General features: G+C 60.7%; 24 protein-coding genes. 16 read left to right on the top strand and 8 right to left on the bottom strand.

The window, feature by feature from the left end:
- Nucleotides 1-10 precede the first annotated feature (10 nt).
- From B9Z51_RS11070 to B9Z51_RS11045, 6 genes are all read left to right on the top strand, one after another.
- The gene (locus B9Z51_RS11070; protein WP_108374506.1) at nt 11-502 is read left to right on the top strand and encodes a RidA family protein; all 492 of its coding nucleotides are present in this window, start codon (nt 11-13) and stop codon (nt 500-502) included.
- Between the two features lie 17 nt (nt 503-519).
- Nucleotides 520-732, top strand: a complete 213-nt coding sequence (locus B9Z51_RS11065; protein WP_108374983.1) for a DUF4287 domain-containing protein — start codon at nt 520-522, stop codon at nt 730-732.
- A 35-nt stretch (nt 733-767) separates the two neighbouring features.
- Nucleotides 768-1862, top strand: a complete 1095-nt coding sequence (locus tag B9Z51_RS11060; RefSeq protein ID WP_108374504.1) for a DNA glycosylase AlkZ-like family protein — start codon at nt 768-770, stop codon at nt 1860-1862.
- Between the two features lie 204 nt (nt 1863-2066).
- Nucleotides 2067-2534 (top strand): pyridoxamine 5'-phosphate oxidase family protein, encoded by a 468-nt coding sequence (locus B9Z51_RS11055; protein ID WP_108374502.1) that lies wholly within the window; start codon nt 2067-2069, stop codon nt 2532-2534.
- A gap of 11 nt (nt 2535-2545) precedes the next feature.
- A complete protein-coding gene (locus B9Z51_RS11050; RefSeq protein WP_108374500.1) occupies nt 2546-3004 on the top strand; it encodes a GNAT family N-acetyltransferase in 459 nt (152 codons plus the stop codon).
- A gap of 39 nt (nt 3005-3043) precedes the next feature.
- Nucleotides 3044-3433, top strand: coding sequence for a cupin domain-containing protein (locus B9Z51_RS11045; RefSeq protein WP_108374498.1), 390 nt, complete (start codon nt 3044-3046; stop codon nt 3431-3433).
- Nucleotides 3434-3481: 48 nt separating this feature from the next.
- On the opposite strand, the gene B9Z51_RS18835 is transcribed toward B9Z51_RS11045, so the two are convergent.
- Nucleotides 3482-3739 (bottom strand): hypothetical protein, encoded by a 258-nt coding sequence (locus B9Z51_RS18835; RefSeq protein WP_233254921.1) that lies wholly within the window; start codon nt 3737-3739, stop codon nt 3482-3484.
- A 20-nt stretch (nt 3740-3759) separates the two neighbouring features.
- Between B9Z51_RS18835 and B9Z51_RS11040 the strand changes: the two genes are divergently transcribed.
- Together B9Z51_RS11040 and B9Z51_RS11035 are read left to right on the top strand one after the other, a co-directional pair.
- On the top strand, nt 3760-4716 hold the full coding sequence (locus B9Z51_RS11040) for a putative transporter (RefSeq protein ID WP_108374496.1): 957 nt from the start codon (nt 3760-3762) through the stop codon (nt 4714-4716).
- Between the two features lie 34 nt (nt 4717-4750).
- On the top strand, nt 4751-5194 hold the full coding sequence (locus tag B9Z51_RS11035) for an SRPBCC family protein (RefSeq protein WP_108374494.1): 444 nt from the start codon (nt 4751-4753) through the stop codon (nt 5192-5194).
- Nucleotides 5195-5288: 94 nt separating this feature from the next.
- Here the strand turns inward: B9Z51_RS11035 and B9Z51_RS11030 are convergent, their stop codons facing one another.
- From B9Z51_RS11030 to B9Z51_RS11015, 4 genes are all read right to left on the bottom strand, one after another.
- Nucleotides 5289-6914, bottom strand: a complete 1626-nt coding sequence (locus tag B9Z51_RS11030) for a SulP family inorganic anion transporter (RefSeq protein ID WP_233254920.1) — start codon at nt 6912-6914, stop codon at nt 5289-5291.
- Between the two features lie 86 nt (nt 6915-7000).
- Entirely contained in the window at nt 7001-8335 is a 1335-nt protein-coding gene (locus B9Z51_RS11025) for a sulfatase (protein ID WP_108374490.1), read from the bottom strand.
- A gap of 4 nt (nt 8336-8339) precedes the next feature.
- The gene (locus B9Z51_RS11020; RefSeq protein WP_108374488.1) at nt 8340-9314 is read right to left on the bottom strand and encodes a tripartite tricarboxylate transporter substrate binding protein; all 975 of its coding nucleotides are present in this window, start codon (nt 9312-9314) and stop codon (nt 8340-8342) included.
- A gap of 41 nt (nt 9315-9355) precedes the next feature.
- Nucleotides 9356-10339 carry a tripartite tricarboxylate transporter substrate-binding protein gene (locus tag B9Z51_RS11015; RefSeq protein WP_108374486.1) on the bottom strand — a complete coding sequence of 328 codons (984 nt, stop codon included), beginning with the start codon at nt 10337-10339 and terminating at the stop codon, nt 9356-9358.
- Between the two features lie 104 nt (nt 10340-10443).
- Between B9Z51_RS11015 and B9Z51_RS11010 the strand changes: the two genes are divergently transcribed.
- On the top strand, nt 10444-10968 hold the full coding sequence (locus B9Z51_RS11010; RefSeq protein WP_108374484.1) for a MarR family winged helix-turn-helix transcriptional regulator: 525 nt from the start codon (nt 10444-10446) through the stop codon (nt 10966-10968).
- Nucleotides 10965-11498 (top strand): thermonuclease family protein, encoded by a 534-nt coding sequence (locus B9Z51_RS11005; protein ID WP_233254919.1) that lies wholly within the window; start codon nt 10965-10967, stop codon nt 11496-11498. Before B9Z51_RS11010 ends, B9Z51_RS11005 begins: the two co-directional genes overlap by 4 nt.
- A gap of 129 nt (nt 11499-11627) precedes the next feature.
- Here the strand turns inward: B9Z51_RS11005 and B9Z51_RS11000 are convergent, their stop codons facing one another.
- The 3 genes from B9Z51_RS11000 to gpmA form a co-directional block, all read right to left on the bottom strand.
- Complete coding sequence (locus B9Z51_RS11000; RefSeq protein ID WP_108374981.1) at nt 11628-12386, bottom strand: molybdopterin-synthase adenylyltransferase MoeB; 759 nt, start codon at nt 12384-12386, stop codon at nt 11628-11630.
- A gap of 18 nt (nt 12387-12404) precedes the next feature.
- Complete coding sequence (locus B9Z51_RS10995; protein WP_108374479.1) at nt 12405-13853, bottom strand: S41 family peptidase; 1449 nt, start codon at nt 13851-13853, stop codon at nt 12405-12407.
- A 104-nt stretch (nt 13854-13957) separates the two neighbouring features.
- The gene (gpmA, locus tag B9Z51_RS10990) at nt 13958-14695 is read right to left on the bottom strand and encodes a 2,3-diphosphoglycerate-dependent phosphoglycerate mutase (RefSeq protein ID WP_108374979.1); all 738 of its coding nucleotides are present in this window, start codon (nt 14693-14695) and stop codon (nt 13958-13960) included.
- Nucleotides 14696-14810: 115 nt separating this feature from the next.
- Between gpmA and B9Z51_RS10985 the strand changes: the two genes are divergently transcribed.
- From B9Z51_RS10985 to tldD, 6 genes are all read left to right on the top strand, one after another.
- Nucleotides 14811-15212, top strand: a complete 402-nt coding sequence (locus B9Z51_RS10985; RefSeq protein ID WP_108374477.1) for a rhodanese-like domain-containing protein — start codon at nt 14811-14813, stop codon at nt 15210-15212.
- Between the two features lie 12 nt (nt 15213-15224).
- Complete coding sequence (grxC, locus tag B9Z51_RS10980; protein ID WP_108374475.1) at nt 15225-15482, top strand: glutaredoxin 3; 258 nt, start codon at nt 15225-15227, stop codon at nt 15480-15482.
- A 128-nt stretch (nt 15483-15610) separates the two neighbouring features.
- On the top strand, nt 15611-16075 hold the full coding sequence (gene secB, locus B9Z51_RS10975; RefSeq protein WP_108374473.1) for a protein-export chaperone SecB: 465 nt from the start codon (nt 15611-15613) through the stop codon (nt 16073-16075).
- 25 nt (nt 16076-16100) lie between these two features.
- Nucleotides 16101-17099, top strand: a complete 999-nt coding sequence (locus B9Z51_RS10970) for an NAD(P)H-dependent glycerol-3-phosphate dehydrogenase (protein ID WP_108374471.1) — start codon at nt 16101-16103, stop codon at nt 17097-17099.
- Between the two features lie 47 nt (nt 17100-17146).
- A complete protein-coding gene (rodA, locus tag B9Z51_RS10965; protein WP_108374469.1) occupies nt 17147-18301 on the top strand; it encodes a rod shape-determining protein RodA in 1155 nt (384 codons plus the stop codon).
- Between the two features lie 74 nt (nt 18302-18375).
- Nucleotides 18376-19836: a metalloprotease TldD gene (gene tldD, locus B9Z51_RS10960; protein ID WP_108374467.1), complete on the top strand. Its 1461-nt coding sequence runs from the start codon at nt 18376-18378 to the stop codon at nt 19834-19836.
- Nucleotides 19837-20033: the final 197 nt, after the last annotated feature.

The following is a 20033-nucleotide window of genomic DNA, read 5'->3' as shown; positions in this document are numbered from 1 at the left end:
TTTCGATGCCATGACCGCAGATAACCGCTTCCAATCTCTCGCCCAAGAACTCGGCCATGACTTCAGTGGCGAGATCAAGATCGGCGGCAACTACACCCCCGTGATGCGCGATGGCCATCAGCTGTATGTGAGCGGCCAGATCCCTCGCGTGGGTGACGAGGTGTTGTTTGTCGGCCCGGTTGGAGATGTTGGCGATGGATTCGATGTAGCGCAGGGCCAGCAGGCCGCTGCCGTCTGTGCCATGCGGGCACTGGCGTTTTTGCAGCGTGCGGCGGGCAGTCTGGACGCGATTTCTTCCATTCCGCGCATCACGGTGTATGTGCGCTCGGCGCCTACATTCATCCAGCAAAGCGAAGTGGCCGATGGTGCGTCGGACGTGCTGTGCCGCGTGCTGGGGCCACGCGGCGTGCACACGCGCACATCGGTAGGCGTGTTGCAGTTGCCCAAGGGCGCGGCGGTGGAGCTGGATTTGTTGGCGATAACAGTCGCAGCACCAGCATGAATGAGGAGAAACAGGCCATGACGACAACCGAAAAACCCAAAGGACCCGCTTCGTATTTCCCGTCCATCGAAAAGAAGTACGGTCAGCCCATCGCGCATTGGCTGGACTTGCTCAAATCATGCGAGGGCATGAAACACATGGAAATGGTGGCCTGGCTCAAGACCGAGCACGGCATGGGCCACGGTCACGCCAATGCCATCGTGGCGCATTGGATGGCGGCCAAGAAATAACAAAAAATGCGTTTCGTCTGCTGCATGATGCGGCCATGGCATCCCCCGTTTTGAATCTGGATCAGCTGCGCCGCTATGCCGTCGCGCGCAGCCTGTTCGCACCCACGACCTTGCCCAAGGCTTTGCAACGACTGGGCTTTGTGCAGGCTGACCCCTTGCGTGCGCCTGCCCGCGTACAAGACTTGACGCTGCGCCACCGCGTGGCGGGTTATCAGGTGGGGGATCTGGAGTCGCGCTATGACCAGCTGCCCATCGAGGAAGATTTTTTCGTCAACTACGGTTTTGTGCGGCGTGACTTGCATCACCTGATGCACCCGCGCACGGCTCGAATCGTCTGGTCGGCTGCCCGCATGAAGCAAGCGCAAGAGGTGTTTGCATTTGTGCGTGAGGTCGGTGTTGTTCGGCCCGTACAGGTGGACGCCCACTTTGACCATGGGCGCGTGGTCAACTGGTTTGGTGGCAACAGCAAGGCCAGCACCCAGCTGCTCGAAGGCATGCACTACCGTGGTCTGTTGCGTGTGGTGCGACGCGAAGGCGGTCAGCGCCTGTACGCCGTTCGCGAGCATGAACCGAGCGGGCAGGGTGCCGAGGTCAGCATGGACGCGCTGGTGGATGTGATCGTGGCCAAGTACGCCCCTTTGCCTGCAGCCAGTTTGGGGCAGTTGGTCAGTCTGCTGTCGGGCGGCATTCCGCAGTGGCGGCAGCACCGTCAGGCCATGCTGCAGCGAGCGCGCCTGCGCTTGCCCACTGCTGAAGTGGATGGCACAACTTGGTTTTGGCCTGAAGGCGAAAACCCGGCATCGCGTCGCCATGGTGTGGAGGACCAAGTTCGATTGCTGGCACCTTTTGACCCGGTGGTCTGGGACCGCCGCCGCTTTGAGCAACTGTGGGGCTGGGCCTACCGATTTGAGGCCTACACGCCCGCCGCCAAGCGGGTGCGCGGCCACTATGCCATGCCCTTGCTCTGGCGCGATCAGGTCATCGGTTGGGCCAACGTCAGTGCCAAGTCCGGTGTGCTCACGCCCGACGTGGGCTTTGTGGGCGCAGCCCCCAAGGACAAAGCCTTTGCTGTGGCCCTGGACGATGAGCTGCATCGCATGGCTGTTTTTCTGAAGCTGATTGAAGCCTGAACCTTGGGCAGATACCCGCGTCTTCGGTTGTCAAAATTGAAGCGTCAATCAAGGTCAATGGGGAATTTCTGGGAATAGAATTTTTTCCTCATAAATGTTTCCTTAATAATTAAAATCGGACATCACGGGATACAATGATGGGCTGACCCTTTGGGGCACCGTCAAAACGGTCACTCAGAGCGTTTTCCATTCCAGCGATTGCCCATGTCTCTATTGAATGAATCCGTCCGAGAAGCTGCTCGTCGCAGTGTGCTGTGTTGGCTGGCCACGGTGGACGCCGATGGCCAGCCCAATGTGTCGCCCAAAGAAGTCTGGACCATAGCCGACGACGAGCATGTGGTGGTCGCAAACATCGCTTCGCCCGGGAGTGCGCGCAACATCGCGCAGCAAGCTCAGGTGTGCCTGAGCTTTGTCGATGTGTTTGTGCAAAAGGGGTTCAAGCTCTTGGGCATGGCGCGTGAAGTGCGTGCAGGCGACGCCGAATTTGCGACTTGGGCCAAACCGCTGCTGGCCATGGTGGGGCAGCGCTTCACCATTCACAGCGTGCTGGTCATTCAGGTGCAATCCGTCGCCGCCATCGTGGCACCCAGTTATCGCTTTTACCCGGACCAGACCACCGAGGCTTCACAAGTGGCCTCGGGCTTGAGAACCTACAACGTAAAACCTGCATAAGAGGAAAAACAATGATTTCCATCACCATCCGTCAAGCCGTGTTGGCTGACCTCGATGTTTTGGCTGGCCTGTTCGATGGCTATCGCCAGTTTTATGGTCAGGCCAGTGATGGGGTGGCCGCCCGGAATTTTTTGCAATCTCGCTTTGAGCATGGGCAATCGGTGGTGCTTTTGGCCGAGTCACAAGGGCAGGCTGTGGGTTTCACACAGCTGTACCCAAGTTTTTCTTCGGTGTCGATGGCGCGGGTGTTTGTGCTCAATGATCTGTTCGTGGCACCAACGACCAGGCGATTGGGCGTGGGCGAGGCCTTGTTGAAAGCAGCTTCGGACCATGCGCGGCAGTTGGGTGCTGTGCGATTGTCTTTGACGACGGATGTTCAGAATTTGCCAGCCCAAGCCTTGTACGAGTCCATGGGCTGGGCGCGTGATCAAAAGTACCATGCTTACCACTTGGCCTTAGGATGCACATGACTGTTCCAATGAATCCAGCCAAGCTACCAGGAGATGCCGATGACAACGCAAGGTTTTGTGGTGACGCATGCCAAGGATGCGCAGTTCGAGCGAGGTTTGCGCTCGTTCTTTGAATACCGCGACTTGGGAATGAAGGACGCGACGGGAGGGCGGGTGACGGCCAGTGTCATTCGCGCGGTCGATGGGCAGGCGTTTTCAAGTCAGCCGCACATGCACCACACCGAGTTTCAGCTGGTTTATGTGCTCAAGGGCTGGATCGAGTTTGAATACGAGGGGCAGGGGGTGGTTCGCCTGGAAGCAGGCTCGTGTGTGCATCAGCCGCCAGGCATCCGCCATCGGGAGCTGGGACACAGTGACGATGTTGAGTTGCTCGAGGTGGTGTTTCCCGCAGATTTCAAGACCGAGACCGTGGACAGCGTCAACCCGTAGGTCGGCACCTTCAGGTCCGACGAATCTTGGTTTTGACAAGGCGCCTTGTCAGCGCGCAAGCTGCCAATCCACATCACCATCGCTCTCCGTTGAGCCAGCCAGTGGATGTGTGACACCCTGCTGCTGGTATGCTGTTTTCAGTGCGTGAGTTCCGGATGGAGTGAGCCATCCCCATTCGTGGTTCCATGCGTCGACAGCGCTCGGGGTGGTGCTGGAGGGGGTGACCGCAGCGATGGTGACTCGGGGATTGATTCCGATGCCGATTTGCTGGGTTGCCCGCAGACTGGGCAATGTTTGTTCTTTCACAAAAACGGCGAGGCTTTCTGATGTTCCGCAGTTTCTTTCTTTCACGCCGCTGGGCCGGGTGGGCCTGGGGTGGTTTGCTGGTCTTGGTTGCCATGGTGTTCATCACGGTGCAGCAGACGGTCAAACTCAATACCTGGTACGGCGAGTTTTATGACTTGCTTCAAAAGCCCGAGCAGGCGGGTGGTTTGGACAAGTTTTGGGGCTTCATGCAGCAGTTTGCATGGATCGCTTTTCCTTACATGTTGCTGCGCAGTCTGGAGACGTATCTGGCCTCGCATTACGCCTTTCGCTGGCGCCAGGCCATGACTGAGGTGTATTTGCCGCGCTGGGCGCGTACTTTCTATACCGTGGAAGGTGCTTCCCAGCGCATTCAGGAAGACTGCATGCGCTTTGCGCGTCAGACCGAGAACTTGGGGCTGGGTCTGGTGCGGGCGGTGCTGACGTTGGCGTCGTTCATTCCCATTTTGTGGACTTTGTCCAAAGGCATGGCGATCACCTGGTTGCAGTTTGAGGGCTCGCTGTTTTGGGTGGCGCTGGCCACAGCACTGGGCGGAACGGTGCTGTCGTGGTTTGTGGGCATTCGCTTGCCGGGGCTGGAATACAACAACCAGAAAACCGAGGCGGCCTTGCGCAAGGCGCTGGTGTATGCCGAAGACGACCGCAGCCGCATGGATTTGTCGCAGGCCCTGAACTTGTTCACAGGGGTGCGGCTGAACAATTTCCGCTTGTTCAACCACTATGCCTACTTCAACCTCTGGAGCAATTTGTACAGTCAGACCATGATCATTTTTCCGTACCTGCTCATGGGACCATCGCTGTTTACGGGCTTGATCACGCTGGGGGTGATCCAGCAGGTGAGCAATGCGTTTGGCAAAGTCAATGAGGCCTTCTCGTACCTGATCGAGCGCTGGACCGACATCACCGAGCTGCGCTCCATCTACAAGCGTCTGACAGAGTTTGAAAAGGGCTTGGCCTGATCGTGGTGAACATGGCTTGTTTGAAGGAGAACTCATGACGAATATCGTGAAATTTCAGCGCGTTTTTCGCGCACCCGCCGAGCGCGTGTTCCGCGCCTTCATTGACCCCGATGCCATGGTCAAGTGGTTGCCGCCGCATGGTTTTACGGGCCGTGTGCACGAGATGGATGCCCGTGTGGGAGGCAGTTACCGCATGTCGTTCACCAACTTGGGCAATGGCCAGTCGCACAGCTTTGGTGGCACGTTTTTGGAGCTGGTGCCGGGCGAGCGCTTGAGTCACACCGACACGTTTGATGACCCGAACTTGCCGGGGGAGATGGTGACCACCGTCACCTTCAAACCCGTGCTGGTGGGCACCGAGGTGAACATTGAGCAGTCGGGCATTCCCGAGATGATTCCGCCAGAGATGTGTTGCCTGGGTTGGCAAGAGTCGTTGAACTTGCTGGCGCTGCTGGTGGAGCCCAATATTCCGGGGTGAACCATCGCCCAAGGCGCAGATCAGCTGGTATTCAAGTCACTCCAGGGGGGCGTTTGGCCAAGAGGGGACTGACCGCCGCTGGTCTTGGTTTGACTCAGATGGCCGCGGCGGCCATGTCTGCTGGCAACGGATCGAGTTCCTTGATGGCTTGCAGGGTTTCGGCGTCGGTGCGGTACATGGCCAGGAATGGCCCCGCTCTGAGTTCACCCGCCCGATGCAAAGCGGTTTCCACCGGCAGCTTGATGCCGCTGATGTGCAGCTTGATACCCCGGTTGGCCAGTTGACGGTGCAGTTGGGCAAAAGTTTCAACGCCCGTGACATCGATGCCGTTAATGGGGTGCGCCAACAGGCAGACATGGTTCGTGTCGGGGTGGCGCGCCAAGTGATCGGCAATGGCGCGTTCAAAGTCGCTGGAGGCCGCAAAGTCGAGTTCTGCGTCCATGCGCAAGGCATACAGACGGGGTGCTAACGGGGGCAGATTCCACAGGTGGCGGTCACGCAAGCTGCCATCGGGGTGCAAGCCCACTTCAATGATGCGGGGGTGCAGCCGGGTGTGCAGGAAGTGGCTCAGGCCCAGCAGCACGCCGGTCATCACGCCCCAATAAATGCGGGGTGCAGAGGCCAGGGTGATGCCAAAGGTGAGCAAGGAAATGCCGCCTTCTACGCGGTTGATTTTGAGCAGGCGCACAAAGGCCTTGGGTTTGAGCAAACCCAGGACGGCTGCCATGACGATGGCCGACAGCACCGATTGCGGCACATGGTGCAGCACTGGGGTGAAGAACAACAGAGACAGCAGGATGACAAGCACCGAAAACACCGTGGCCCAGCCGGTTTGAGCACCGGCATACAGGTTCAGCGCGGAGCGCGAGAATGACGAACTGGTTGGAAAAGCCCCCGATAAGGCCGAAGCGATTTTCCCCAGTCCCTGGCCAATGAGGTCTTGGTCCTGGTCCCAGTGCTGGCCTTTGCGTTCGTTGTCGACTTTGGCACTGGAGGCGGTTTCCAGAAAGCTCACCAGCGTGATCACCAATGCAGGCAGTACCAATTGTTTGAGTGTTTCCCAGGCTAGTCCTTGCGGCAAATAAAGCTGGGGTAAACCTTGGGGCAGATCGCCCACAATGGCCACGCCCTGGGCTTCGAGGCCCAGCATCCAGCTCAGGGCAGCGGAGCCGATCACCACCACCAGCACGGTCGGAAATGCGGGCTTGAGGCGTTTGGCAAGCAGCACTACCAGGAGCGAGGTCAAACCAAACGCCATGCTGAACAGGTTCCAGTTGCCCGGATGAAGCCAGTCGGCCCAACCCTGGGACAGCCCCAGCAGGGCAGGCAATTGGGAGGTCATGATGATGACCGCCGCCCCTTGGGTGAATGCCATCAGCACCGGAGCGCTGACCAAGTTGAGCAGCCAACCAAAGCGGGCATAGCCCAGGACGATTTGCAACAGACCGCTGAGCAACGAGAGCCAGACGGCCAGGTTCACCCATTGCGCACTGCCTGGCGTTGCCATGCCATTCAGAGAGGCCGACACCAGCATGGCTGTGAGCGCTGTAGGGCCTACCGACAGGCGCGTGGATGCACTGAACAGCACCGCCAGAAGTGCAGGCAGCAATGAGGCGTAAATCCCCGTGATCAGCGGCATGCCCGCCAGCGTGGCATAGGCCACACCTTGCGGAATGACCATCAGGCCCACACTCAAACCTGCAAGCAGCTCACTGTGCATCAGTCGTCGGGACGGACGGGGCCATTTGAGAAAGGGCAACCGGTGCTTGAGCCGTGCGGAGATGTGCATGGGGCGATCTTAAAGGGTCAGCGCTGCGGCATGTCTTTGACCGAGTAGCCTAGGCTGATGGTGGCGTCTTCGGGGATGGCGGGCACGGTGGCGTCCCAGGCTTCCCAGGCTTCGCGCAGGCTTTGCAGCTTATCAGGCTGGTGCTTGGCCAGGTTGGCGCGCTCGCGCTCATCGGCCGGGATGTTGAAGAGGTAGTCGTTGCCATCCACCCGCAGGTACTTGTAGTCACCCATGCGCAGGGCGCGCTGGCCTCGGTGGTTCATTCGCCAGTACAGCGGCCGATCAAACTGGTGTTTGGCGTCGCGCAGCACGGGCGTCATCGATACGCCGTCAAACGGATGCGCGGCATCGGCTTGGGTGCCCGCCAGCTCGACCATGGTGGCGGACCAGTCCATGGTCATGCAGTGCTGGGTGGATGTGCCGCCGGGCGCGATCACGGCCGGCCAGTGTGCGATCCATGGCACGCGGATGCCGCCTTCGGTCAGGTCCATCTTGCCGCCGACCAGGGGCCAGTTGTCGCTGAAACGCTCGCCGCCGTTGTCGCTGGTGAAGACGATCAGGGTGTTGTCGAGCTGGCCGGTTTTTTTGAGCGCCTCGACCAGCCAGCCAATGCCTTCGTCCATGTGGTGGATCATGCGGTGGTAGGTGTGGATGTTGCCGCCGTGCAGGTGAAAGATGTTGTCTTTCACTTCAGCGGCCAAGGCATGGTCTTCGCGCGTTTCCCAGGGCCAGTGGGGTGCGGTGTAGTGCAGGCTCAAAAAGAAGGGCGTGCCTTGCGCCGCGCCTGGTGCCATGCGCTCGACATAGTCCACAGCCCGCTTGGAGATCATGTCGGTCAGGTAGCCCTCTTCGGGCGTTTCGTTTTCGCCGCTGTACAGGTCGTGCGCGCCGCTGGAGGCGCAATGCGTGAAGTAGTCCACCCCGCCCGACATGGGGCCGAAAAACTCTTCGTAGCCCGACTTGAGGGGGCTGAAATGCGGCGGGTAGCCCAAGTGCCATTTGCCGATCAGCGCCGTGCGGTAGCCACTGGCCTTGAGCAGAGACGGCAGCGTGGGGTGCTCCGGAGGCAGGCCCAGCACCTTGCTGCCCTTGCTCTTGCTGTTGATCGGCTCGTCGGCACCGCCGCGCAGGCGGTACTGGTAGCGCGCCGTCATGAGCGCAAAGCGGGTGGGCGAGCACACGGGGGAGTTGGAATAACCTTGCGTGAACTTGAGGCCGCCCGCAGCCAACTGGTCGAGCACGGGGGACACTTTGCCGAATTGCGCGTCGCGGCCGCCGTAGCAGCCCAGATCGGCAAAGCCGAGGTCGTCGGCCACGATGAAGATGATGTTCGGGCGTTGGGTGTTGGACATGGGCTTATTCCACTTTCATGCCGGTGGACTTGACCACGCGGCCGTAGCGCTGGGATTGGTCGCTCAGGCGTTTGACCGCATCGGGGCCGGTCAGGCCTTCATAAAACAGGTCCATGCTGGTCAGCTGGGCTTGCGTTTCGGGGCGTTTGAGTGCCTCGGTGAAGGCTTTTTGCAACAACTGCACCACAGGCTCGGGCGTGGCGGCAGGCACCATGGCGATGTACAGCACCTCCAGCTCCAGGTCTTTGAGGCCCGCTTCGGCCACGGTAGGAATCTCGGGCGCCGAGCGTGAACGCTGGCGGCTGGTCACAGCCAGTGCGGTGATCTTGCCCGTCTTCACATGGGGCAGCATGCCGGGGGTGGCCAGCACGCCCGCGTCCACTTCGCCTGCCAGTACAGCGGTCACGGCCGGAGTGTTGCCCTTGTAGGGCACATGCTGGATCTTGATGCCCGCCGCGTCCATGAAGATTTCGGCCGCCAAGTGGCCCGGGCTGCCGCTGCCCGCGCTGCTGAAGTTCAGGCCCTTGCCTTTGCCTTGGGCGATCAGGTCTTTGAGGGTTTTGAAACCGGTGCTGGGGTGCGCGCCGACCAGCAAGCCCGAAGACACCATGACCATGATGGGCCGCAGGTCTGCGGGCTTGAAGGCCATGTTTTTGTAAATGTAGGGGTTGACCGTGAAGGTGGTGTCGATGCCAAACAGCACGGTGTAGCCATCGGCCGGGCTTTTGGCGACAAAGTCGGCCCCGATGTTGCCACCCGCGCCGGGCTTGTTTTCGGCCACCACAGGCTGTTTGAACTGGGTGGTGATGGCTTCACCGACTGTGCGGGCTAAAAAGTCCGATGGCCCACCTGCTGGAAAGTTGGTGATGAATTTGATGGGTTTGCTGGGGTAGCTTTGGGCCCAGACAGGGGCCGAAGCGGTGCCCAAGGCGAAGGCCAGACACAGTGCAACGCGCCAAGTTTTGCAGGAAATTTTCATGAGGGATTCGCGTAGGGGTGAAGGGGCATGAAGGAGTGGGTTCAGTCCAGCTGAACGCCGGTGGCCTTGATCGGCTTTTCCCAACGGGCCAGATCGGCTTTCTGCGCTGCCGCCAAGTCGGCCGAGTTGGAGCCAATGGGCTCGTATCCGAGTTTGAGCATCTTGTCTTTCATGGCCGGGTCGCGTGCGAATTTCATCATGGCCTTTTCCAGGCGGCTCAGGGCCTCGCCTTTGAGGCCCGCCGGGCCGTACATGGCAAACCAGGCGGTGGCCTCCATGTTGACGCCCGACTCCTTGAGGGTCGGCACCTCAGGCACTTGCGGGTCGCGCTGGCTGCCGGTGACCGCGATGATGCGGGCCTTGCCGGTGCGGTGCAGCTCAGCGGTTTCCGACACCACATCAAATTTGTAGCCAATGTGGCCACCCAGCAAGGCGTTGTTGGCCGGGGCACCGCCCTGGAAGGGCACATGGTTCAGGCTGATGCCGGTCGATTGCTCGAGCAGCACGCCCATGAAATGCGGCAAAGTGCCCGCGCCCGGTGTGCCGTAGCTGGCATTGCCCGGATCGCTCTTGGCCTTGGCGATCATGTCGGCCATGTTCTTGGCATTGCTCGCGGGGCCAGACACCACCCCGAATTGAAAGCGCGCGATTTGCGAGATCGGCGTGAAGTCCTTGACCGCGTCGTAGTCGAGCTTTTTGTAGACGTGAGGGAACAAGACCATGGGGCCACTGGGCAGCACGATCACCGTCTGACCATCGGGCTTGGCTGCTTTGACGGCTTGCAGCGCAATGCGCCCGCCTGCACCCGGTTTGTTGTCCACCATGGTGCTGAAGTCATCGCGCAGCGCATCGGCCACCAGACGGGCCAGCACATCGGCCGAGCCGCCAGGCGGAAAGCCCACCACGATTTTGAGGGGTGTTTTGTCCTGGGCGTGGAGGGTCGGCGACAAGGCGCTCAGGGCCAGTGCGGCGGCCAGCCCCAGGGTGCGGCGAGTCAATGAGGACGATGGGGTCAAGCGTGTCATGAAATTTTCCTGATGGTTGGCTTGCTAAAGCGTGAAATGCCATCTGCAAATGTAGTGCCATGACCGACAATTGATCTAATCAACCATCCTGCTCGAAAACCCTGATGCCCCTGTCGCCTTCTCAACGCTTGGCTTCCATAGAAGATTTGCTGCTTTACAGGCTCGGGCGTTTGTCTGCGGTGGCTGGTGCCATGGTGGTGCGCTTGTGCGAAGGCGGTTATGGCATCACCCGTCGCGAATGGGCGGTGATCGCGCAGATCTACGAAAACGGCAGTTTGCCGCCCTCGGCGCTGGCTGAGCGCATGCACCGTGACCGCGCACGCACCTCGCGCACCTTGACCGCCTTGATCCACAAGCAGCTCGTGCTGCGCACCATACCTGCCCATGACCGGCGCAGTGCCCTGGTCAGCCTGACTCCGGCCGGTCGGCAGTTGTATGACGCCCTGATGCCCCAGATCCAGGCCATCAACAGCCAGATCCTCTCGGCGCTGCAGCCTGAGGAGGTGGTGCGTTTTGATGAGGCGCTGGAGCGTTTGCAAGCGCGCGCGCGGGCCTTGCTCACCGAATTGAGCCCCGCCTTGCCCAAAGCCAATCGGCGCCAGGGGCAGCGCGGCAAGGAGGCGCAGTGATCGCCTGGGGTAAGGGCTTGGGCGTGGGGTGGGGGTGGGCCTGCTGTCTGGCGCTGCTGGGGGTGTTGCCCGGTGGGGCGCAGGCGTCCGAGGCCTGGAGCGGATGGGTCAGCTGGGTCATGGATGGTGACACCGTCTTGCTGCTGCGCGAAGGCCACCATGAACCGGTCAAACTGCGCATCGAAGGCATCGATGCACCGGAGACCTGCCAGCCGGGCGGGGCCGAAGCACGCGATGCCATGATCGGTCTGGCGCTGCGCAAACAGGTTCAGGTGATGGATCATGGGCAGGACACTTACGGCAGGCAGATCGGCCGACTGTCGGTCGATGGCAAGGACCTGGGCGCCGAAATGGTGCGCCAGGGCATGGCCTGGGCCTACAACTTCCGCACGGGAAAAGGCCCTTATGCAGGCCTGCAGCGGCAGGCCCAAAAGCAAAAACGCGGACTGTTTGCAGCAGGCGACGCACCCATGTCGCCGCCTGTGTTCAGAAAATTCCACGGAACATGCCATGGCCTGGAACTTACTTGAGGAAGTCTCGCGAAGAGCGTCGAGCTGAAGCTACCGACCTACGGGGGGGGAGAGTTTTTTGTAGGTCGGTGGCTTCAGCCCCGACATGGGGTCTGCGCTGAACCCACACAGCGAAGTCAACAACAGGACTCAGGCGGTGCGGTGCGCCGCGCACACCGGGCATTGCGGGTTGCGTTGCATGCGGATGTCGGTCCACGACAGCTCGCGCCCATCGAGCATGAGCAAGCGCCCGGCCATGTGGCTGCCCATGCCGCTCAAGATTTTGAGGGCTTCGGCCGCTTGCACCGTGCCGATGATGCCCACCAGCGGCGCAAACACGCCCATGGTGGCGCAGCGGGTTTCTTCAGGCAGTTGCTCTGGCGGGAAGATGCAGGCGTAGCAGGGTGCATTGGTCTGCGTGCTGTCAAACACCGAGACTTGCCCGTCCATGCGGATGGCCGCCCCTGAAACCAGGGGTTTGCGGTGCACCACGCAGGCCAGGTTCACGGCCTGGCGGGTGGCAAAGTTGTCACTGCAATCGAGCACCACATCAGCTTGAGCCACCAATGTGTCGAGCAAGGCGGCATCGGCCCGTTGGGTGATGGGGGTGACGTTCACGTCCGGGTTGATCTGGGCAATGGCCGTGCGCACCGATTCCGCCTTGTATTGGCCGACCCGCTCGAGCGTGTGGGCAATTTGGCGCTGCAAGTTGGTGGCGTCCACCTGGTCGTGATCGACCACGGTGATGTGGCCGACCCCGGCGCTGCCCAGGTAGAGGCTGACCGGTGAGCCCAGCCCGCCTGCGCCGATGATCAGGGCGTGCGAGGCCAGGAGGTTTTCCTGGCCGTCAATGCCCAGTTCATTGAGCAAAATGTGCCGCGAATAGCGCAGCAACTGTGCGTCATCCATGCGCGTCATCCATGGCGATCAGTCTTCTTTTTTCTCGACTTTGCGCTCGGACAGCGTGGTGCTGGCTTTCACGGCTTGACCTTTGAGCTTGTTGAGGGCCTGGGCCAGTTGGAAGTCCTTGTCTGAACCAAATTCGGGCAAGCGACGCTCGGCCACGGGTTTCTTGGATTCTTCTTCGAGCTTCTTGATGGCTTCTTCGCGGGCTTTTTCACGCTCGGGGTCTTTTTTCTCGACTTCCTTGCCGTTGGACAAGTGCTTTTGCAAGTCGGCTTCACGGGTGCGCAAGGCAGCAAATACATTGCCCTCGGCGGTCTCATCCAGCATGATTTCAGGCACGATGCCTTTGGCCTGGATGGCTCGACCGTTGGGGGTGTAGTAACGGGCCGTGGTGATTTTCAAGGCAGTGTCCGGGCCGAGCTGGCGCACGGTCTGCACCGAGCCTTTGCCAAAGGTCTGACTGCCCATCAGGGTGGCGCGTTTGTAGTCTTGCAGGGCACCGGCGACGATCTCGCTGGCCGAGGCCGAGCCTTCGTTGACCAGCACGATCAGGGGCACTTTTTTGAGGGCACCGCCTGTGGCCTGCGTCAGCTTGCCAATCGGGTCGTTGGACGCACTGCGGCGCCAGAACTGGGGTGTGGCCTTGTAGGTGAATTTGCTTTCTTCAAGCTGGCCGTTGGTGGTGACCACCGTCACGTTTTCGGGCAAGAAGGCGGCCGACAAGGCCACGGCCGCATCCAGCAGGCCACCCGGGTCGTTGCGCAGGTCCAGCACCAGGCCTTTGATCTTGGGGTCTTGTACATACAGTTCTTCGACCTTGCGGGCAAAGTCGTCCACGGTGCGTTCCTGGAACTGCGACACCCGCACCCAGGCGTAGCCGGGCTCTATCATTTTGGCTTTGACCGATTGGGTCTTGATTTCCTCGCGCACGATGGTGACCGGGAAGGTGCGGCTTTCATCTTTGCGGAAGATGGTCAGCACCACTTTGGTCTTGGGTTCACCGCGCATGCGCTTGACGGCTTCGTTGAGCGACAGGCCCTTGACCGGCGTGTCGTCCACTTTGGTGATCAGGTCATTGGTTTTGAGGCCAGCGCGATCGGCTGGAGAGCCTTCGATGGGGGTGACGATCTTGATCAGGCCGTCTTCCTGGCTGATCTCGATGCCCACGCCGACAAACTTGCCCGAGGTGCCCTCAGCGAATTCCTTGAAGCTTTTCTTGTCGAAATACTGCGAGTGGGGGTCCAGGCTGGCGACCATGCCGGTGATGGCTTCAGTGATCAGCTTTTTCTCGTCCACGGGCTCGACATAGTCGCTTTTGACCATGCCAAAGACGGCGGCCAATTGTTGCAATTCTTCCAGCGGCAGCGGGGCCATGTTGCCGCGTGCCACGGTTTGCAGCGATACGGTGGTCAATGCGCCGGCCAGAGCGCCCACGCTGATCCAGCCTGCGATCTTGAGTTTTTGTCCCATGTGCTTGTGTGTTCCCAGTCAGATGCGGGTCAATATACACCCGCTCAGCGGGGCATTGACGTGACAGGATGTAATTGCCTTGTCACGTCCGGGTACATGGTCGATCAGGCTTTGCCCTGGCTGGCCACAGCGGCAGCCGCTGCGGCAGCCGCTGCGGCGTCGCCCAGGTAGTAGTGGCGGATCGGCTTGAGGTTCTCGTCCAGCTCGTAAACCAGCGGGATGCCGTTGGGGATGTTCAGGCCCACGATGTCGCTGTCGGAGATGCCGTCCAGGTACTTGATCAGGGCGCGGATCGAGTTGCCGTGCGCCGCGATCAGCACGCGCTTGCCACTCTTGATGGTGGGGGCGATGGTGTCGTTCCAGGCGGGCAGCACGCGGGCCACGGTGTCTTTGAGGCACTCGGTCAAGGGCACCACCTCGGGGTTGGGGTAGCGGCGGTCGCTCTTTTCGCTGCGCGGGTCGGTCGCTTCCAGGGCGGGTGGTGGCGTGTCGTAGCTGCGGCGCCAGATCAGCACTTGTTCGTCGCCGTATTGCTTGGCCATGTCGGCCTTGTTCAGGCCCTGCAGGCCGCCGTAGTGGCGCTCGTTCAGGCGGTAGTCCTTGACCACGGGCAGCCAGGTGCGGTCCATCTCGTCCAGCGTCAGCCACAGGGTGCGGATGGCGCGCTTGAGCACCGAGGTGAAGCAGATGTCAAAGTCCCAGCCTTCGGCCTTGAGCAGTTGACCGGCCGACATGGCTTGCTGCACACCCACAGGGGTCAGGTCCACATCGGTCCAGCCGGTGAAGCGGTTTTCGAGGTTCCAGGTGGATTCGCCGTGGCGGATGAGGACGAGTTTGTACATGTTGAAATGGGCAGCAGAGGCTGTGAAAAACAAAAGGGAAAGGCCGCCATTTTAGAATTCAGACTTGGCGGCCCGCTGACGGGCCGATTTTTTTTGACTGACAAAGGTCTGATTCGTGAAATTTCTCCTCGATAACTGGATGTTGGTGGCCGTGGCTTTGGCCTCTGGCGCCGCTTTGCTCTTTCCCGTCCTGAGCGCAGGCCGTGGTCTGGGCCCGCAAGACATGGTGCAGCTGATGAACCGCGACAAAGCCATCGTCATTGACGTGTGTGAGCCCGATGAATTCGCCCGGGGCCATGTGATCGGCGCCAAAAACCTGCCTTTGGGCCAACTGGAGTCGAAATTGACTCAGTTGGTGAAGAACAAGTCGACCCCGGTGGTCATGGTGTGTCAGGTGGGTGCCCGTTCGGCACGCGCCGCTGCCACGGCCCAAAAGCTCGGTTACGAAAACGTGCAATCCCTGGCCGGCGGCCTCAAGGCCTGGCAAGCTGCCAACATGCCGGTTGAAAAAGCCTGATAAGGAAATACCATGCAAGCCGTCAAGATGTACACCACCGCCGTTTGCCCTTATTGCATCCGTGCCAAGCAATTGCTCAAGGCCAAAGGTGTGGCGCAAATCGAAGAGATTCGCATTGACCTGGACCCTGTCCAGCGCGACCACATGATGCAAATCACCGGTCGGCGCACTGTGCCGCAAATATATGTGGGCGACACCCATGTGGGCGGCTGTGACGACCTGATGGCGCTGGACGCCAAGGGTGGTCTGGTGCCTTTGCTGCAAGCCTGAAGCCCACTAGGGGTTTTCACAGGCTCGTCACGGGCTTGTGCGATGGTCTTCATCGCCGATAATTCCGCTGTTTCGTCCCTGGGCAGGCGTTTGCGCCCTGTCCGTATTTTTTTCAAAGAGAACCCGCCATGACCGATACCGCTGTCACCAACGAATCCGAAGTTCAACCCGTTTTCCAGATCCAACGTGTTTATCTGAAGGAAGCTTCGCTGGAGCAACCCAATTCCCCCGCCATCCTGATTGAGCAACAGCAACCCAGCGTGGACATCCAGCTGGGCGTGGAAGCCACTCCTGCTGCGGATGGCGTGTTTGAAGTGTGCGTGACGGCCACTGTGCACACCAAAATCGGCGACAAAACCGTGTTCCTGGTCGAGTGCAAGCAAGGCGGCATTTTTGAAATCCGCAACCTGCCTGAAGACCAGATGGGTCCCATCATGGGCATCGCTTGCCCACAGATCGTGTACCCCTATCTGCGTGCCAGCGTGGCTGACCTGATCACCCGTGCAGGCTTCCCGCCCGTGCATTTGGCCGAGATCAATTTCCAGGCCATGTACGAACAGCAGCAAGCCCAAGCCGCTGCCACCCAGCAGTGATGGCGCCCTGGCAGGTCGGTCGTTGATGCACATCACGGTCATTGGCGCAGGCGCCTGGGGCACCGCCATGGCCATGGCGGCTTGCCGCCAAACTGCCGGGCACATGGTGCGCCTGCATGCCCGTGATGCGGCGCAGGCCGCTGCGCTGCAAGCGCAGCGCCAAAACGCCCGTTATTTGCCGGGCATTGATTTGCCCAACAATTTGTCGGTTTTGACGGGGCCTGTGCAGGCCCTGTTGGACCAAGACCCGCAGGATTTGTGGGTGATCGCCACCCCCATGTCGGGGCTGCGCAGCAGTTTGCAGCAGTTGCAAAACGTGCAGGCTCCAGTCGCTTGGCTGTGCAAGGGCTTTGAAGCGGGCTCGGGCCTCATGCCCCATGAAGTCCAGGCGCAAGCCGCACCCGGCCTGCAAGCTGGGGCCTTGAGTGGGCCGAGCTTTGCTCTGGAAGTGGCCCGCCAGCAACCCACGGCCCTGGTTGCGGCCAGTGCCCATGCCGCAGTGCGCGACGCGCTGGTGCAGGCCTTTCACGGCCCGGCTTTGCGGGTGTACGCCAACGAGGACATCGTTGGGGTGGAAGTGGGTGGAGCGGTCAAGAACGTGTTGGCCATTGCCACTGGCTTGTGCGATGGCCTGGATCTGGGCCTGAATGCCCGGGCTGCCCTCATTACCCGGGGTTTGGCCGAAATGACCCGATTGGGGCTGGCGCTGGGCGCCAAGGCCGACACCTTCATGGGCCTGTCGGGCCTGGGTGATCTGGTGTTGACCGCCACGGGTGATTTGAGCCGCAACCGAAAAGTGGGCCTGCTGCTGGCCCAGGGCATGAGTCTGGCGCAGGCGGTGGACTCTTTGGGCCATGTGGCCGAAGGCGTCTACAGCGCCCGAACCGTCTGGCAACGCGCCCAAAGCCTGGGTGTGGAGATGCCCATCACCGAGGCCGTGGTGGCTTTGCTCGATGGCCGTTTGCAGGCCCGTGAGGCCGTTCAGGTGCTGATGGGGCGTGGACCCCGAGGCGAATCGGTTTGAAATTGGTCCTGTTGGCCTGAGCGCACAGGGTGATAATCGCCCCCCATATGGCTTCAGTGATTCAAAAAAACACCCTGAGACAGCGCCTTTGGCGCCATGTTGATGGCTTTGACGGCCCTCTGGCGTTTGCCGTGTTCATGCTGGCTTGTGCCGGGTTGCTCATCATGTACTCGTCCGGCTTCGACCATGGCACACGCTTTGTTGACCACGGCCGCAACATGGTGCTGGCAGCGGTCATCATGTTTGTTGTGGCGCAGATTCCGCCGCAAAAACTCATGGCCTGGGCGGTGCCCGTCTACACCATGGGCGTGATTTTGCTGGTGGCGGTGGCGGTGTTTGGTATTGCCAAAAAAGGCGCCAGGCGTTGGGTCAATGTGGGGGTGGTGATCCAGCCCAGCGAAATCCTGAAAATCGCCTTGCCTTTGATGCTGGCCTCGTGGTTCCAAAAACGCGAAGGCCACTTGCGCCCCCTTGACTTTGGCATCGCCTTGCTGATTTTGGGCGTGCCCGTGGGCTTGATCATGAAGCAGCCCGACTTGGGCACCGCCTTGCTGGTGCTGGCCGCCAGTCTGGCCGTGATCTTTTTTGCCGGGCTCAAATGGCGCTGGATTGTGCCCCCTGTTGTGCTGGGCCTGGTGGGTGTGGCGGTGCTGGTGATCATGGAGCCCACCTTGTGTGCGGCCGATGTGGACTGGCGCGTGCTGCACGAATACCAGCGGCAGCGCATTTGCACCTTGCTGGACCCGGCGCGAGACCCTCTGGGCAAAGGCTTTCACATCATCCAGGGCATGATCGCGATTGGCTCGGGCGGCTTCTGGGGCAAGGGCTTCATGCAAGGCACGCAAACCCACCTGGAGTTCATCCCCGAGCGCACCACCGACTTCATTTTTGCGGCCTATGGCGAAGAGTTTGGCTTTGCCGGTGGCCTCTACCTGATCTTCTGGTACTTCTTTCTGGTGTATCGCGGCCTGGTGATTGCCATGGATGCGCCCACCTTGTTCAGCCGCTTGCTGGCAGGCAGCATGGCCATGATATTTTTCACCTATGCCTTCGTCAACATGGGCATGGTCAGCGGCATCTTGCCGGTGGTGGGTGTGCCCTTGCCCTTCATCAGTTACGGCGGCACCGCCATGGTCACACTGGGGCTGGCGCTGGGCATTTTGATGTCGATTGCCCGATCCAAACAGCTGGTGCAAAGCTGACGCAGACGCTTGCCGGGTGAGTCTGAGCATGCCGCAAGCGGCAAGGGCAATGCTCAGTCTCTACAATCGTCACCATGATTTCACGCGAACCCACCATCGAACGCCTGGCCACGGCCAAGTCCCTGCTGCTTGACCCGTTTGGTTTGAACGAAACCCACCTGAGCCAAGCGTTGAACGCCATCAAGGCGCACCAGGTCGACGACGCCGATTTGTACTTCCAGTACACCCGCTCTGAAGGCTGGAGCCTGGAAGAAGGCATCGTCAAGACCGGCAGCTTCAGCATCGACCAGGGCGTGGGTGTGCGGGCCGTGTCCGGCGAAAAAACCGCCTTCGCCTATTCCGACGACATTTCTGAAGCTTCCTTGATGGATGCGGCCATGACGGTGCGCTCCATCGGGGCAGCAGCGCAAAACAAGCGCATCAAAGTCCCTGCGCGCAAGATTTCGGCCAGCCGCTCGCTCTATCCCTCGCTGGACCCGATGTCCACCATGGACAGCACCGCCAAAGTGAATTTGCTGGGCCGTGTGGAGAAGATGGCCCGCTCCAAGGACCCGCGCGTGGTGCAGGTCATGGCCGGTCTGGCCACCGAATACGACGTGGTGATGGTGGCGCGTGCCGACGGCACGCTGGCCGCCGATGTGCGCCCGCTGATTCGCCTGTCGGTCACGGTGATCGCCGAGCAAAACGGCCGCCGCGAAGTCGGCAGCAGTGGCGGTGGCGGCCGTTTTGGCCTGGCCTACTTTGACGACGCCATGGTCGAGAGTTATGTGCAAGAAGCCGTGTCGGCCGCGCTCATCAACCTCGACGCCCGTCCTGCGCCTGCGGGCGAGATGACTGTGGTGCTGGGCAACGGCTGGCCTGGGGTGCTGCTGCACGAGGCCGTGGGCCACGGGCTGGAAGGCGACTTCAACCGCAAGGGCTCCAGCGCTTTCAGTGGCCGCATCGGCCAGCGTGTGGCCGCCAAAGGGGTCACGGTGCTGGATGACGGCACGATGGCCGATCGCCGTGGGTCTTTGAATGTGGACGACGAAGGCCACGCCAGCCAAAAGAACGTGCTGATCGAAGACGGCATCTTGCGCGGCTACATCCAAGACTCGATGAACGCCCGCTTGATGGGCGTCAAACCCACGGGCAATGGCCGCCGCGAAAGCTATGCCCATGTGCCCATGCCGCGCATGACCAACACCTACATGCTGAGCGGCGACAAGAGCCCTGAAGAAATCGTGGCCAGCATCAAGAAGGGCTTGTACGCCACCAACTTTGCGGGCGGCCAGGTCGACATCACCAGCGGCAAATTCGTGTTTTCGGCCAGCCAGGCCTACTGGGTCGAGAACGGCAAGATCCAATACCCCGTCAAGGGCGCGACCCTGATTGGCAGCGGCCCCGAGTCGCTCAAGAAGATCAGCATGATCGGCAACGACATGAAGCTCGACTCGGGCGTGGGCACCTGCGGGAAAGAAGGCCAAAGCGTGCCAGTGGGGGTGGGGCAGCCCACGCTGCGCATCGACGGCCTGACCGTCGGGGGCACGGCCTGAAGTTGACGCATGACGCTCAAGACGGGCTTGCGGGTTTGTCCCCGGATCGGCTTGTCAGGAACTGTCAATCAGCTGTGATACATTGAACCCCATGTCTTCGCGCATCGCCTTTTACTTTTTTTATTTTTGGTTCTCAGTCCCCGGCGGACGAGAGGCGAGCGCATAAGCACCCGAACATCTCGACACACACCGCCGGA

The organism is Limnohabitans sp. T6-5, from assembly GCF_003063315.1.
Taxonomy (GTDB): Bacteria; Pseudomonadota; Gammaproteobacteria; order Burkholderiales; family Burkholderiaceae_C; genus Limnohabitans_A.
This window is presented reverse-complemented; position numbering and strand designations above follow the sequence as displayed.